Consider the following 13,559-nt stretch of genomic DNA (forward strand, 5'->3'; position numbering starts at 1 on the left):
TGCAATCATGCGCTCCGCCCCGGCGGCGGAAGGTCGTGCATGGGAAGAAGCATAGGCGCGGGGCGGGTGCGGCGGCTATGGCGGACTCGTAGGAGGAATGACGGAGCAAGCCCTGCTTTATGTAGGAAGCTGTCCGGAGGAAGGACCTGGTCGGAGGAACCTATTCGATCAGGCGCTTCCAGGCCACCGCCACCTGCAACTCGAACCGCAAGCCCTGGTCCTCCAGCGAAACGCCCAGCAGGGATTCGATGCGCGCCAGCCGATACCGCAGCGTGCTGATATGCACGCCCAGGCGCCGGCTGGAGACCGCCAGTTGAAACCCCTCCTGGCACAGGACCTCCAGCGTCTCCAGCAAGGCCTCCGACTTCTCCCCGTGCAGCGGACCCAGGCGCTTTTCGAGCAGCATCGTCCGCGCCGCGGCGTCGCCCAGCAAGGCCCGCGCGAACAGCACTTCGTCGAAATGATGGATGCGGCCGGGCTTGAGCAGGGGAACCAGCGACTGCGCGTCCGCGCCGCTCACGGCCATGCCGCCGGCGCCCCGCTGGACGCGGCCGACGGCCAGGGCCGCGCCCTTGCCGCCCAGGGCCTGCCACAAGGGCGCGGGATCGTGCGATTCGGCCAGCAGGAATACGATCTGGTTGAGCGACACGAACAGCAGCGCCGGCTGTCCGATGCGCGCCAGGTAATCGCGCAGGCGCTGCACCAGCCGCTCCTGGCGCAACAGGCCGACGCGCGACAACGGCAAGGGCTCGTCGAGCAGGATCAGGCAAGCGCGGTAGGCGCCGTCCGGGTCCCAGCCGTTGATCGCCGCGCGATTGCGCATCGCCGGCGTATCGTCGAAGCGCCCTTCCAGCAGCGCGCCGACGAAGGCGTAGCCCAGGCGTTCTTCCTGGCCATGCAGGGCGCGTTGATGCGAGATGTGCAGGGCCGCGATGAGCACGGCGTGCTCCATGGCCAGCGCGTCCAGTTCGGTCAGGGGCGCGTCGCCCTCGTCCAGCCAGAGGATGGCGACCAGGCCGCCGGCGATGCGCACCGGGCACCCCAGCCGCTGCCCGCCGTCCATGTCGGGAACGGGCGCGATGAGCACCGGCCCGGCGCTATCCTGGATGCGCTTCAGCCCCCCGGTCTTGTGCAGGGCGAGGACGTAGTTTCTTTCATGGGCGCGGTCTTCGTCCGGCTCGCCGGCGCCGCCCAGCAACACGCCCTCCTGGTCGACGAAAGCGGCCTTGCGCCCGAGCAGCGCCGACAGGGCGCCGGCGAGATCGGCCAGGCTGTGCGCCGCCACGGCCGCATTGGTCAGGGCGACGCGGATCTCCTTGAGGCGCGCCAGCGCCGCGCCAGGGTCGGCCGGCACGGTCTTCCTGGCCGTCATGGCAGCGCCGGGCCGCGGCGGTCGGCGGCGCCCAGGACGGCGTCGGCGAACGCGCGCATGTCGGGATACGTGAAATCGGGATGCGCGACCACGGACGGCGTCGCGCCCAGGCCCGGCTTGCCCTGCCTGCGATGGATCCAGGCGGTCGCCAGCCCCAACTGCCGGGCGGGAACGTGGTCATGGAACAGGCTCTCGGACACGTGCAGCACCTCCTCGCGCCGGACGCCCATCGAGCCCAGCGCCAGGCGGAAGTTGTTGAGCGAGGGCTTGTAGCTGCGGGCCTGCTCGGCGGTGACGATGTAGTCGAAGTCCACGCGCAGGTGCCGGTTCGACATGGCGAAATGCTCGTCGTCGCAATTCGTGATGACCGCCAGCTTGAAATGGGGCTGCAGGCGCAGCAAGGCCTCGCGGGAATCCTCGAAGGCGGGCCAGTCCCCCACCGATTCCGAGAACGCCCGCAATTCGTCCTCGCCGGGCTCGAAGCCCAGGTCGCGGCCGATGCGTCTGAGCGTTTCGGCCAGGACGTCGCGATACGGCAGGTAGTCGCCCGCCCCCACCTGCGCCTCGTGCCGCGCGAAGCGCTGCAACGCCTCGCTCTCGGCCAGGCGAACGCCATGGGCGCGGAATACGCCCTGCAGCGCCTGGTTGAGCCCGGTCTCCCAGTCGATCAGCGTGCCGTACACGTCGAATGAGAGAACCTTGATGCCGCGCAGGCGATCTTCCAGCTTGCCCATCCCCACCATCCTTTCCACCACGGGGCCACGCCCCGACAACACGCCCCGATAGTACTTTAGGACTTCAGGCGAGGGGCGCGGCGGCATGCGGGGCGGGCAGCCCCCCTCAATCCAGCGTCACCCCCGCGTCCTTCACCACCTTGGCCCAGCGCACGATCTCGCTGTCGACGAAGGCGCCGAAGGCCGGCCCGCTGAGGTCCGGCGTGTCGGAGCCGTTGCTGGCCCATTGCTCCTTCAGCTTGGGCGTGTTCAAGGCCACCTTCACTTCACGGATCATGCGGTCTATGGCCGGCTGCGGCGTTCCCCGCGGCGCCCACAAGGCATACCAGGTGGAGACCTCGAAGTGCTGCACGCCCGCCTCGGCCGCCGTGGGAATGTCCTTGAAACTGGGCGAGCGCTGCGCCGAGGCCACCGCCAGCGGCCTGATGGCGCCGGCGCGGATCTGCTGGGCCGAAGAGCCCAATCCGTCGAAGGCCAGGTCCACCTGCCCGCCCATCAGCGCCGACATCATGGGGCCGGCGCCCTGGTAAGGCACGTCCACCAGGGTAATGCCGGTCTGCATGGCGAACAGCTCGCCGGCCAGGTGGTGCGTGCTGCCCTTGCCCGCCGTGCCGTAGTTGATCTGGCCCGGGCGCGCCTTGGCGTAGGCGATGAACTCCTGCAGGGTCTTGACGGGCAGCTTGCCCGGGTTGACGACGACCACCTGCGGCGGTTGCGCCAGCAGCGCCACCGGCACGAAGTCCTTCTGGATGTCGTAGCTGAGCTGCTTGTACAAGGACGGCGCCAGGGCGTGGTGCGCGCCGCCCATGAAGAAGGTGTAGCCGTCGGGCTTGGCCTTGGCCGCCACGCCCGCGCCCACCGTGCCGCCGGCGCCCCCCTTGTTGTCGATGACCACCGCCTGGCCCAGTTGCTGCGTCAGTTGCGCCGACAAGGGCCGCGCGAAGGTGTCGGTGCCGCCGCCCGCCGGGAACGGCACGATGATGGTGACGGGGCGTTCAGGCCAGTCCGCCCGCGCGGGCGCGGACGCGCCCAAGGCGGCAAGGGCCATGACGGCCGCGGCCATGCCGGCGCGGGCCGCGATGCTGTTTCGAAGCTTCATGTCTCTCCTCCCGGTGCTGCGTAGGATGGGCCGGGCCCATCGGTTATGGCGGCGCCACGCGGCGCCGTCGTTTTTCCTGTTCTTACGCAAATCGCCCTGGCGGCGATGCCGCCCTGGCGGCTCCTCCCCCCCGCAAGGCCCTCCTAGCCCTGCCCGTACGTCTCGCGCAACACGTTCTTCTGCACCTTGCCCATGGTGTTGCGGGGCAGTTGATCCGTCACGTGGATGCGCTTGGGCACCTTGAAATTGGCGATGCGGGCCTTCAGCTCGTTCTGCATGGCGGCCGGATCCACGCTGGCGCCGGCGCGCGGCACCACCACCGCGACCACGGCCTCGCCGAAGTCCGCGTGCGGCACCCCGATGACGGCGGACTCCGCCACCCCCGGCATTTCATCGATGATCGTCTCGATTTCCTTGGGGTAGACGTTGAAGCCGCCGGAAATGATCAGGTCCTTGCTGCGCCCGACGATGGACAGGTAGTCGACCGGAATCGGATGCCCGGCCGCCTCGCCGCCCCAGCGGCCGACGTCGCCCGTCTTGAACCAGCCGTCCTCGGTGAACTCCTCGCGCGTCTTCTCCGGCATGCGCCAGTAGCCCGAGAACACGTTGGGGCCGCGCACCTGCACGTTGCCGATCTCGCCCGGCGGCAGCGCCACGCCCTTGTCGTTGACCACCCGCACTTCCACGCCGGGCAGGGCGGGCCCCACCGTGCCGCCCACGCGAGGCCCCAGCACCGCGTCGTAGGGATTGGAGGTCAGCATGACGGTTTCGCTCATGCCGTAGCGTTCGAGTATGGTGTGGCCGGTGCGCGCCTGGAACTCGTTGAACGTCTCGGTGAGCAGCGGCGCCGAACCGCTGATGAACAGCCGCATGCGGCCGCAGACCTCGCGCGTGAAGCGCGGGTCGGCCAGCAGCCGCACGTAGTAGGTGGGCACGCCCATCATCACCGTGCTCTCGGGCAGGTAGCGCAGGGCCTGCTCGATGTCCAGCTTGGGCAGCCAGATCATCTTCGCGCCGGCCAGCAGCGCGCCGTGCGAGGCCACGAACAGGCCGTGCACGTGGAAGATGGGCAGCATGTGCAGCAGCACGTCGTCGCTGCGCCAGCCCCAGTACTCGTTGAGCACGCGCGCGTTCGCCGCCAGGTTGCCGTGCGACAGCATGGCGCCCTTGCTGCGGCCGGTGGTGCCGGAGGTGTACAGGATGGCGGCCAGGTCGCCGGCCTCGCGCTGGACGGTGCGGAAGGTCTGCGGCTGGGTCGCGGCCGCCTGCAGCAGCGTGCCCGTGCGATCGTCGTCCAGCGTGAAGACGTGCGCGGTGCCGGCCTTCTCCGCCAGCTTGCGCACCCAGCCCTCGTTGGCGCTGGAGCACACCACCACGGCGGGCTCGGCATTGCCGAGGAAGTAGTCGATCTCCGCCTCGCGGTAGGCGGTGTTCAGCGGCAGATAGACCAGGCCGGCGCGCAGCGTGGCCAGGTAGAGCAGCAGCGCCTCGGGGGATTTCTCCACCTGCACCGCCACGCGGGCGTCCTTGGGCAGGTCCAGCGATTTCAACAGATTGGCCAGGCAGGCGCTGGCGCGGTCGATGTCGTCCCAGGTGTAACGCAGCTCGGGCGTCTCCAGGGCCACTTTGCTGCGGTCTTGCGGGAAGCCCGCTTCCAGCACGGCATACAGGTTGGCATTGCTCACCGTCTTCAGTCTCCGGAAAAGGTCGGTTCTTCTCCCGCCAGGAAGGCGCGCACGCCCTCCTGGTGGTCATGGCTGTCGGCGTAGGAAAAAAAGCCGGGATATTCTTCGTCTTCCAAGGGATGGCCGCGTTCCAACCGGCGCAGCGTCCGCTTGTTGATGCGCGCCGCCAGCGGCGCGCCGCGCAGGATGCGGGCGGCGCACTTGCGCGTCTCGGCGGCCAGTTCCGCGTCGGGCACCACCCGGGTCAGCAAGCCCCTGGCGCTGGCCTCGGCGGCATCCAGGATACGGCCCTCCAGCAGCAGTTCCAAGGTCGCCGCGCGGCCGGCCAGCGCCAGCAGGCCCTGCATTTCGTCCGGCGCCATGGGAAAGCCCAGCCGGTTGATCGGCACGCCGAAGCGCGCCGAGGCGGCGGCGATGCGCAGGTCGCACTGGCTGGCGATTTCCAGGCCGCCGCCTATGCAGACGCCCTCGATGCTGGCCACCACCGGATGGGGGCAGTCGGCGATCGCGCGCAGGGCCGGCGCCAGGGTGTTGCGGTGATAGTCCTGCACCGCGGAACGGTCGCGCCGCTCGCGCGGGAATTCGCGGATGTCGGCGCCCGCGGCGAAATGGCCGCCCGCCCCCGCCACGACGATGCAGCGCACCGACAGGTCGGCCGACAGGGCGGCGAAGGTCTGCGCCAGTTGCCGCCACATGGCCACCGTGATGGCGTTCATCCGCCCGGGATGATCCAGCGTGACGAAGACCAGGCCGCCTTCGCGTTGGTAAAGCACCTGCCCGGGCGGCGGGCCTGCGGACGGATCTGCCGGCATGGGGTCTCCTCGATCAGGACATGCGCGCGATGGCGCGGCTGGCGGCGGGCTTGCCCTCGCCCAGCCGGGTCAGATTGTCATCCAAGGCGTCCAATTCGTACAGATAATTCACCATCAGCGCGGCGGATTGCGCCAATCCCTTGGGCGACCGGTCGGCGCCCCAGTTCAGGCGCTCGATGCGCGCGCCATTGCCCAGGTGGAAGCGCGCCACGGGGTCCAGGGGCTGGCCGTTCCTGATGGTCTGCAGGTAATGCGCCGCCAGCTTCAGGCCCGCCCGCCGCAAGGTCTCCGAGCCGGCGCCCGCGCCGGCCCGGGCCAGGCGCGCCACCCAGCGCGCGCCATCGGGCACGCGCTGGCGGCTGCGTTCCCGCGTCTTCTCGCGCACGATGGCCTCCACCGCGTCGGCGTCCAGCTTGCCCAGCCAGTCGTTGAAGCCGGGAATGGGCGACAGGGTGGCGAAGGACTTCAGCTTGGGCAGGTCCTCCAGCAGGGCGTCGATCACCCGCTTGAGCAGGAAATTGCCGAAACTGATGCCGCGCAGGCCGGGCTGCGTGTTGGAAATGGAATAGAAGATCGCCCAGCGCGCCTTGTCCAGGTTCTGCGCCGGCTGGCGCGCGTCCAGCAAGGCCTGCACGTTGTCCGCCATCTGCGTGGCGAACGCCACCTCGACGAAGATCAGCGGGGTGTCCGGCATCTGCGGATGGAAATAGGCATAGCAGCGGCGGTCCTCGGCGACGCGGCGCTTGAGGTCGTCCCAGGACTGGATCTCGTGCACCGCCTCATAGATGATGAGCTTCTCCAGCAGGGAGGCGGGGCTGTCCCAGGTCAGCCGGCGCAGTTCCAGCAGCCCGACGTCGAACCAGGCCGACAACAGGCCTTCCAGGGTCTTGTCCAGGGCCGGCAGGCCGCTGACCTGCTTGCGCCAGCGCAGCATGTCGGCGCGCAGGCTCACCAGGAAGCGCAGGCCGTCGGGCTGGTTGTTGAAGCGGCGGAACAGGCGCGCGGCCGGCTGCCCGTCGGCCTGCTGGGCGGCCTCGCAGGCGGCCAGCATGGTCAACATGGCACGCCGCCCCTTGGCGTCGGCCGCCGTATAGGCCTGGCACCAGGCCGCCGCCAGGCGATTGGCGGCGACGTCGGTCGAGCGCGCGGCGAACAGCGGCAGCAAGGCGTCCGTGCTGGGGAAACGGTCGCGTTCCCAGAGCCGGACCAGGCGCGCCATCAGGCCGGCCTCCGCCCCGCCCGCTTCGGCGTCGCCGTCGTTCCGCGCCGCGGCGACCGGGGTCGCGCCGCTCGCGGCGGCGATCGCGCTGTCAGAGGTGCGCGCGGCGCGCGCGGGGGCTTGCAGTTGCGGATGGTTCATGAGCGGGCTCCGGAGGATCGGGGTTCGGGGCGGGGGTTGGCCCAGGATTCGGGCTAGGGGTCGGGCCAGGATTCGGGGCGGCAGCCGGGTGGGCGGCCGGCGCCAGGCCCGGCGCGAGGATGGTCCGGGGTTGCCGGGCGTCCAGTATCCGCAGCGCGTCCAGTTGGCGCAGCAGATGGCCGCGCGCCAGCGCCTCGGCGCCTTCGGCGTCGTGGGCGGCGATGGCGGCGTAGATGGCCATGTGCTCCGCGCACGAGGCCTGTATGCGGCCCGGCAGCGCCAGGCTCTTGTGGCGGGACAGGCTCAGCACCTTGCGCAGGTTGCCGATCATGTCGGACAGCCAGCGGTTGTCGGCCAGGGCCTGGATCGCCTCGTGGATGACGTAGTTCGCGTCGTAGTAGGCGTCGATATCGCCGGCGGCGGCGTGCGCCTGCAGGGTGTCGTGCAGCCCGCGCAGGCGCGCCAGGTCGTCCGGCCCGGCCTTGCGCGCGGCCTCGTAGGCGCAGCGCCCTTCCAGCATGGCCATGAGCGGAAAGATCTCGTCCAGGTCGCGCCGCGACAACTCGTTGACGAAGCAGCCGCGGCGCGGCTCCAGCCGCACCAGGCCTTCGCTGGCCAGCAGCTTGAGCGCCTCGCGCAGCGGCGTGCGGGAAATGCCCAACTGCGCCGCCAGCCGCAACTCGTCCACCCACTCCCCGGCCGCCAGCACGCGCGAACGGATCATTCCGCGCAGCCGCTCGGCGGCTTCCAGATACAGGGCCTGACGGACGATGGGCGCGGTCATGGTCATCTGTAATTCATAATTATGAAGACCTTCATGGTAGCCAAACCGCCAGCCAATGCAAGCCGCCCGATGGCTGAGTTTCGCGGGTCCTGCCGGGCAGGAAAGGAGGGAGTGCGGGTAAACACCGAGGCGGAAGCAGGCATTCCCTCCCGCCCCCTCCCCCGTAACTAATTGGCCTCAGCCTTTCGGCATGGCCCGACGCAGTTCCCCCATCCTCGGCGCCTGGGCTACTTCCTGCCGGCCTGCGCTTCGTAGCGCGCCTGGTTTTCCGCGTTCATGGGATAGAGCCCGGTCAAAGGCGCGCCCTTGCGCACCTCGTCCAGGATCCAGGCCTCCGACCGCTCCTGTTCCAGCGCGGTCTCCAGCACCGCATCCAGCAGCGCCGCGGGAATGACCACGGCGCCGTCCTCGTCGGCGACGATGACGTCGTTGGGCATGATGGCCACGCCCCCGCAACCGATGGGCTCCTGCCAGCCGACGAACGCCATCTGGCTCACGGCCGGGGGAGCGGCGACCCCGCTGCACCATACGGGAAGCTCGGCGACGAGGATGCCGGCGCGGTCGCGCACCGCGCCGGCGGTCACCAGGCCGGCGACGCCGCGCTGGCGCATGCGCGCGCAAAGAATGTCGCCGAAGATGCCGCTATCGGCGATGCCGGCGGTATCGGCGACCGCGACGCAGCCGGCCGGCATGGCTTCCACCGCCGCGCGCGTGGAGGTGGGCGAAGACCATGCGGCCGGCGACGTGATGTCCTCGCGTTGCGGAATGAAACGCAGGGTGAAGGCCGGCCCGACGATGCGCTTCTGCCCAGCGGCCAGCGGCGCGGTGCCGCGCAGCCAGGCATTGCGCAAGCCTTTCTTGAAAAGAATCGTCGTCAGCGTTGCGGTCGTCACCTGGGAAAGCGTTGCGACGACGTGAAGATCGAGGTTGATGGTGTCCATGATCAAAAGGAAGAAGGGGAAGAAGGGAAAGAAGGAAAAGGAATAGGCCAGGAAATCGGCGGAGGAATCCGCTCGGGGAAGCCGGCGGGAAAATCGGCTGGGCAGGCGGGCCGGCGCGCTATGCGACGCGCCGCCCCGGCATGCGCGAGCCACGCGCCCGCGATCCGGCCATCGCGCGATGGCCTTACGCTAAGATGCGGGACACATTCCCTTTCCTGCCGGCCAACGCGCCGCGGCGCTCGCGCATGATCACGCTGAAACAACTGGAGGCCTTTTTCTGGGCCGCGGAACTCGGAGGCCTCGACCCCGCCGCGCAGCGTTTGAACACGACCCAATCGGCGATCTCCAAGCGTCTGCAGGAACTGGAGGGCGTGCTCGGCATCAGCCTGTTCGACCGCAGCCGCCGCCGCGCGCGGATCACGCCGCAAGGCGACCGCCTGCTCGCGCTGGCGCGCGACATGCTGGCCGGCCGCGACCGCATCATGGACCTGGGCACGGCGCTGTCGCCCACCGTGCGCACGCTGCGGCTGGGCGTCACCGAACTGACGGCCATGACCTGGCTGCCCGCGCTGGTGCATCGGATACGCGGCAGCCATCCACGCGTGACCCTGGCGCCGGAAGTCGACACCAGCGTCCATCTGATGGAAAAGGTGCGCGCAGGCGAGCTGGACCTGGCCATCGTCCCCGATGCGTTCCGCGAAACGCGCTTCGAAATCGTCCCCCTGGACTCGGTCGATTATGCGTGGATGTGCAGTCCCGCCTATCTCGACGGGGTCAGCCACCTGCCGCTGCGCGACCTGGCGGCCTATACCATCATCGTGCAATTGCACGCCTCGGGGCTCGGCGACATGGTGGGACGCTGGCTCCAGGAACACAAGGTCCGGATCGAGGATTCGCTGTCCAGCAGCAGCCTGACCGCGCTTGCTTCCCTGACGCTGTCGGGCCTGGGCATCAGCTACCTGCCGCGGCGCATGTTCGAACCGCTGATCGCGTCCGGCCAACTGCGGGTCATCCAGAGCACGCCGGCGCTGCCCCGCGTGCCCTATGCGATGCTTTACGACCGCTCCACGGCGGATGACTTCATCCGATTCGTCGGCGCATTGGCGGTGGACACCTGCGACTTCACCCGCGCGCTCTCGGCCTTCGTCCCTCCGCGTTGAACGTGTTGGCAGGCCGGCCGGCGGCACTCCTTCCATCGCCATCCACCGGCCGCGATCAGTCGGCCACGATATGCTGCGACGTCGCGAGCCGGCGCCACCCGTCGAGTTCGTCCACCACCTGCTTGCGGTATTCCTCCGGCGTGTTGCCGATGGCCTCGGTATCGAGCTTGTCCAGGCGCGCCTTGACCTCCGGCGTCTCCAATGCCTTCTTCACCGCCGTGTAGAGACGATCGACGACTTTGGGATCCATTCTCGCCGGCCCGACCAGGCCGTACCAGGCGCGCGTGCTCACCGTCGGCAAGCCGGCCTCGGCGAACGTCGGCACCTGCGGCAGCGCGGGCAGGCGATGTTCGCCCGACACCGCCAGCGCATGGATGCGCCCCGATTGCAGATAAGGCTGCGAAGAAGCCAGCGCGTCGAAGATCAGGTCCACCTGCCCGCCGGCCACGTCGTTCAGCGCGGGGTTGGCGCCGCGATAGGGAATGTGCGCCAGCGTGACCCCGCTGGCCAGTTCGAAGCGCACGCCCATCAGATGGGCGACGCCGCCCGTGCCGCCCGACGCGAAGGAAAGCCGGCCGGGCTTCTGCTTCGCCTGCTCGATCACCGCGCTCAAATTGGCCGACCCGAGCGAGGGACCCGCCGCGAGCAGCATGGGCATGCCGGCGATATTGCTGATGTAGGAAAAATCCTTGGCCGGGTCGTACAGCGGCTTGGGCGCCGTGGCCGGCGCGGTGCCGTGCGTGCCCACGGTCGCGATGCCTATCGTGTAGCCGTCGGCCGGCGCCCGGGCGATTTCCATGGTGCCGACGCTGCCGCCCGCGCCGCCCGGCCGGTTCTCGACAACCAGCGCCACGCCCAGGTCCTGGGACATCTTGTCCGAGACGACGCGCGCGACGATGTCGGCGGTGCCGCCGGGCGGAAAAGGAACGATGATTCTTATCGGCTTGGACGGAAAGTCCTGCGCCATTGCCGTGGAACTGGCCAGGGCGAACGCCGCCGCCAGGCTCCCGAGAACTCGCCATTGCATTTTTCTTGTCTCCCACACGGATGCCGGCAGATGCCGGACCGGTAAGCAGGCTAAGCCGCATGGGGACTAGCGACAAGCGATATTAATTCGCCCGACTCATGAAAAATTTTCCAATGCGCATCAATACGCGATCACGCCGCCCTTGGCTTCGCCCGCCAGCGAACGGGCCCAGCGGCGGGCCGGCAGGCCGTAGAGCGATTCGACCACCTCCGCGCGGGCCAGCAGGTCGGCCGCCGGGATCGCGATGGGGGGGCCGGAGAACGCCAGCACGATGCGGTTGCCGGCGTCGATCTCGGGCAGCAAGGCCAGGCGGCCGTTGAACGCCGCCTCCAGGTTGTCGATGTTGCGCGGAAAGCTGGCGTGGTCGCCGAACAGGTTGACGGCCAGGATGCCGACCTCGCCCAGCACGCGGCGGCAGTCGCGGTAGAACTTCACCGAATCGCGCACGGGGCCGCGCGCCTGGGCGTCGTACAGGTCCACCATCAGCACCGGGCAGCGGCCGGCGTTGGCCGGGTCGGCCACCCACGCGCCCGCGTCCTCGTGCTCGATCTGCAGGCGCGACGTGCCGGGCAGGCGGAAGAACATGTGGCAGGCGCCGGTCACCTGCGGATTCCATTCCACCGCCACCACCGGGCTGCGCGTGCGCTTCAGGCAGAAGCGCGCGAGCGAGCCGGCGCCCAGCCCGAGCAGGCCGATGGCCTCCTCGCGCGGCGGATCGAGGAACAGCAGCCAGGCCATCATCTGCGCCGTGTATTCGAGCACCAGCTCGGCGGGATCGGCCAGGCGCATGGCGCCCTGGATCCACTCGGTATTGAAGTGCAGATAGCGCACGCCGTCCGATTCGGAGATGGTCGGCTGGTCCATCTCGGACGGCCGCGCGCTTCTGGTCAGGCTACGGCCCGGCATCGTGCGTATCAAAGCCTCTCGAAAATCGCGGCGATGCCCTGGCCGCCGCCGATGCACATGGTCACCAGGGCATAGCGGCCCTGGATCCGCTGCAACTCGTACAGCGCCTTGACGGTGATGATGGCTCCCGTCGCGCCCACCGGATGGCCCAGCGAGATGCCGCTGCCGTTCGGATTCACGCGCGCCGGATCCATGCCCAGCTCGCGCGTCACCGCGCAGGCCTGGGCGGCGAAGGCCTCGTTGGCCTCGATCACGTCCATCTGGTCTATCTTCAGCCCGGCTTTCTTGAGCGCCGCGGTGGTGGCCGGCACGGGGCCGATGCCCATGTACTTCGGATCGACGCCGGCATGGCCGTACGCCACCAGGCGCGCCAGCGGACGCACGCCGCGGCGTTGCGCCGCGTCCGCCGTCATCATCACCACGGCGGCGGCGCCGTCGTTGATGCCCGAGGCGTTGCCGGCGGTGACGGTGCCGTTTTCCTTCTGGAACACCGGCTTCAGCCCGCCCAGGGACTCCAGCGTGGCGTCGCGGCGCACGTGCTCGTCCTGGTCGAAGCGGACCTCGCCCTTGCGGGTCTTGATGACCACCGGGACGATCTGCTCCTTGAAGCGGCCGGCGTCGATGGCGGCGGCCGCGCGGCGATGCGATTCCAGCGCCAGCGCGTCCTGGTCGGCGCGGCTCACGCCGTACTTGGCTGCGACGTTTTCCGCGGTCACGCCCATGTGGATGCGGTCGAAGGGATCGGTCAGCGCGCCGGTCATCATGTCGGAGAACGTGCTGTCGCCCATGCGGGCGCCCCAGCGCAGCGCCGGCGCGATGTAGGGACTGCGGCTCATCGCCTCGGCGCCCGCGCCGACGGCGATCTCCGCGTCGCCCAGCATCAGCGTCTGGGCCGCCGACACGATGGCCTGCAGGCCGGAGCCGCACAGGCGGTTGACGTTGAAGGCGGGCGTGGCATGGCTGATTCCCGCATTGACGGCCGCCACGCGCGCCAGGTACATGTCGCGGGTTTCGGTGTTGATGACGTGGCCGACCGCCACGTGCCCGACTTCGTCGCCCGCCACGCCGGCGCGTTCCAGCGCGGCGCGGATGGCGGTGGCGCCCAGGTCGATGGGCGGCACGTCCTTGAGGGCGCCGCCGAAGGTGCCGACCGCGGTGCGCGCGCCGGCTGCGATGATGACTTCTTTCATGGTTTGTCTCCCTGCACGGCGACGCGCCGCCCGGCCGGATGACCGCGACGGCGCGCCAATCTCGCTATGATAGCTTTCAACGCCCGGTGGACTTGGCGCTGGCCCCGTTGGCCATGCCCATGTCGGTGTTCGGCACGTCCTGCAGCACCACCCGCACGTTCGCGCCGTCGATGCCCAGCGCGCTGCCCGCGGCCTGCGTCAGCGCCGTGAACAAGGCCTGTTTCTGCGCCTCGGTCCGCCCGACGATCAAATGCACGTGGAACACCACCGAGTCGTTCCCGGTTTCGCCGCCCACCATGATGTGTTCGCGCGCCACTTCGTGCAGCATCAGGCGGACGCTGCTCAACGGCGCGCCCAGGCTGTCGACCACGGCCTGCGAGGCCGTGCGCATGAAGGCCGTCTTCTGCTGGGCCGACGGGCCGGCGGTGATATGGGCGTGAATGATAGGCATGTCTGCTCCCCCCGGAATCTCCGGTGCGATGGGTGAAA

Annotated in this window: 13 protein-coding genes; 1 reads left to right on the forward strand and 12 read right to left on the reverse strand. The window is 69.5% G+C overall.

The annotated features are described in order from the left end of the window. Positions 1 to 160: 160 nt before the first annotated feature. The 8 genes from CAL29_RS19915 to CAL29_RS19950 all read right to left on the reverse strand — a co-directional run bounded on the left by CAL29_RS19915 (position 161) and on the right by CAL29_RS19950 (position 8,787). Positions 161 to 1,372 (reverse strand): PucR family transcriptional regulator, encoded by a 1,212-nt coding sequence (locus CAL29_RS19915; RefSeq protein WP_094854769.1) that lies wholly within the window; start codon positions 1,370 to 1,372, stop codon positions 161 to 163. Further along, positions 1,369 to 2,106 (reverse strand): haloacid dehalogenase type II, encoded by a 738-nt coding sequence (locus tag CAL29_RS19920; RefSeq protein WP_256977606.1) that lies wholly within the window; start codon positions 2,104 to 2,106, stop codon positions 1,369 to 1,371. The genes CAL29_RS19915 and CAL29_RS19920 overlap by 4 nt, the downstream gene beginning before the upstream one ends. 106 nt (positions 2,107 to 2,212) lie before the next feature. Then, positions 2,213 to 3,205: a Bug family tripartite tricarboxylate transporter substrate binding protein gene (locus CAL29_RS19925; RefSeq protein ID WP_179284114.1), complete on the reverse strand. Its 993-nt coding sequence runs from the start codon at positions 3,203 to 3,205 to the stop codon at positions 2,213 to 2,215. A 143-nt stretch (positions 3,206 to 3,348) separates the two neighbouring features. Further along, a complete protein-coding gene (locus CAL29_RS19930) occupies positions 3,349 to 4,890 on the reverse strand; it encodes a malonate--CoA ligase (protein ID WP_094854770.1) in 1,542 nt (513 codons plus the stop codon). A 5-nt stretch (positions 4,891 to 4,895) separates the two neighbouring features. Then, positions 4,896 to 5,702, reverse strand: a complete 807-nt coding sequence (locus CAL29_RS19935) for an enoyl-CoA hydratase/isomerase family protein (RefSeq protein WP_094854771.1) — start codon at positions 5,700 to 5,702, stop codon at positions 4,896 to 4,898. A gap of 13 nt (positions 5,703 to 5,715) precedes the next feature. After that, positions 5,716 to 7,062 carry a malonyl-CoA decarboxylase domain-containing protein gene (locus CAL29_RS19940; RefSeq protein ID WP_179284115.1) on the reverse strand — a complete coding sequence of 449 codons (1,347 nt, stop codon included), beginning with the start codon at positions 7,060 to 7,062 and terminating at the stop codon, positions 5,716 to 5,718. Further along, on the reverse strand, positions 7,013 to 7,846 hold the full coding sequence (locus tag CAL29_RS19945) for a GntR family transcriptional regulator (protein ID WP_256977860.1): 834 nt from the start codon (positions 7,844 to 7,846) through the stop codon (positions 7,013 to 7,015). The genes CAL29_RS19940 and CAL29_RS19945 overlap by 50 nt, the downstream gene beginning before the upstream one ends. A 227-nt stretch (positions 7,847 to 8,073) precedes the next feature. Further along, positions 8,074 to 8,787, reverse strand: coding sequence for a ribonuclease activity regulator RraA (locus tag CAL29_RS19950; RefSeq protein ID WP_094854772.1), 714 nt, complete (start codon positions 8,785 to 8,787; stop codon positions 8,074 to 8,076). A 245-nt stretch (positions 8,788 to 9,032) separates the two neighbouring features. Between CAL29_RS19950 and CAL29_RS19955 the strand changes: the two genes are divergently transcribed. Further along, on the forward strand, positions 9,033 to 9,947 hold the full coding sequence (locus tag CAL29_RS19955) for a LysR family transcriptional regulator (protein ID WP_179284116.1): 915 nt from the start codon (positions 9,033 to 9,035) through the stop codon (positions 9,945 to 9,947). Between the two features lie 55 nt (positions 9,948 to 10,002). Here CAL29_RS19955 and CAL29_RS19960 read toward each other — a convergent pair whose 3' ends face one another. From CAL29_RS19960 to CAL29_RS19975, 4 genes are all read right to left on the reverse strand, one after another. Then, the gene (locus CAL29_RS19960; RefSeq protein ID WP_094854774.1) at positions 10,003 to 10,974 is read right to left on the reverse strand and encodes a Bug family tripartite tricarboxylate transporter substrate binding protein; all 972 of its coding nucleotides are present in this window, start codon (positions 10,972 to 10,974) and stop codon (positions 10,003 to 10,005) included. Between the two features lie 120 nt (positions 10,975 to 11,094). After that, on the reverse strand, positions 11,095 to 11,880 hold the full coding sequence (locus CAL29_RS19965) for a spermidine synthase (RefSeq protein ID WP_094854775.1): 786 nt from the start codon (positions 11,878 to 11,880) through the stop codon (positions 11,095 to 11,097). 8 nt (positions 11,881 to 11,888) lie between these two features. Further along, positions 11,889 to 13,070, reverse strand: coding sequence for an acetyl-CoA C-acyltransferase family protein (locus CAL29_RS19970; protein WP_094854776.1), 1,182 nt, complete (start codon positions 13,068 to 13,070; stop codon positions 11,889 to 11,891). A gap of 76 nt (positions 13,071 to 13,146) precedes the next feature. Beyond that, positions 13,147 to 13,521 (reverse strand): tautomerase family protein, encoded by a 375-nt coding sequence (locus CAL29_RS19975; protein ID WP_094854777.1) that lies wholly within the window; start codon positions 13,519 to 13,521, stop codon positions 13,147 to 13,149. Positions 13,522 to 13,559 lie beyond the last annotated feature (38 nt).

Origin of the sequence: Bordetella genomosp. 10 (genome assembly GCF_002261225.1) — a bacterium.
Lineage (GTDB): Bacteria > Pseudomonadota > Gammaproteobacteria > Burkholderiales > Burkholderiaceae_B > Bordetella_C.

Coding starts and splice junctions, on each gene's coding strand:
- CAL29_RS19915 (WP_094854769.1), bottom strand. CDS start 1,372: ATGACGGCCAGGAAGACCGTGCCGGCCGACCCTGGCGCGGCGCTGGCG.
- CAL29_RS19920 (WP_256977606.1), bottom strand. CDS start 2,106: ATGGGCAAGCTGGAAGATCGCCTGCGCGGCATCAAGGTTCTCTCATTC.
- CAL29_RS19925 (WP_179284114.1), bottom strand. CDS start 3,205: ATGAAGCTTCGAAACAGCATCGCGGCCCGCGCCGGCATGGCCGCGGCC.
- CAL29_RS19935 (WP_094854771.1), bottom strand. CDS start 5,702: ATGCCGGCAGATCCGTCCGCAGGCCCGCCGCCCGGGCAGGTGCTTTAC.
- CAL29_RS19940 (WP_179284115.1), bottom strand. CDS start 7,062: ATGAACCATCCGCAACTGCAAGCCCCCGCGCGCGCCGCGCGCACCTCT.
- CAL29_RS19945 (WP_256977860.1), bottom strand. CDS start 7,846: ATGACCGCGCCCATCGTCCGTCAGGCCCTGTATCTGGAAGCCGCCGAG.
- CAL29_RS19950 (WP_094854772.1), bottom strand. CDS start 8,787: ATGGACACCATCAACCTCGATCTTCACGTCGTCGCAACGCTTTCCCAG.
- CAL29_RS19955 (WP_179284116.1), top strand. CDS start 9,033: ATGATCACGCTGAAACAACTGGAGGCCTTTTTCTGGGCCGCGGAACTC.
- CAL29_RS19960 (WP_094854774.1), bottom strand. CDS start 10,974: ATGCAATGGCGAGTTCTCGGGAGCCTGGCGGCGGCGTTCGCCCTGGCC.
- CAL29_RS19965 (WP_094854775.1), bottom strand. CDS start 11,880: ATGCCGGGCCGTAGCCTGACCAGAAGCGCGCGGCCGTCCGAGATGGAC.
- CAL29_RS19970 (WP_094854776.1), bottom strand. CDS start 13,070: ATGAAAGAAGTCATCATCGCAGCCGGCGCGCGCACCGCGGTCGGCACC.
- CAL29_RS19975 (WP_094854777.1), bottom strand. CDS start 13,521: ATGCCTATCATTCACGCCCATATCACCGCCGGCCCGTCGGCCCAGCAG.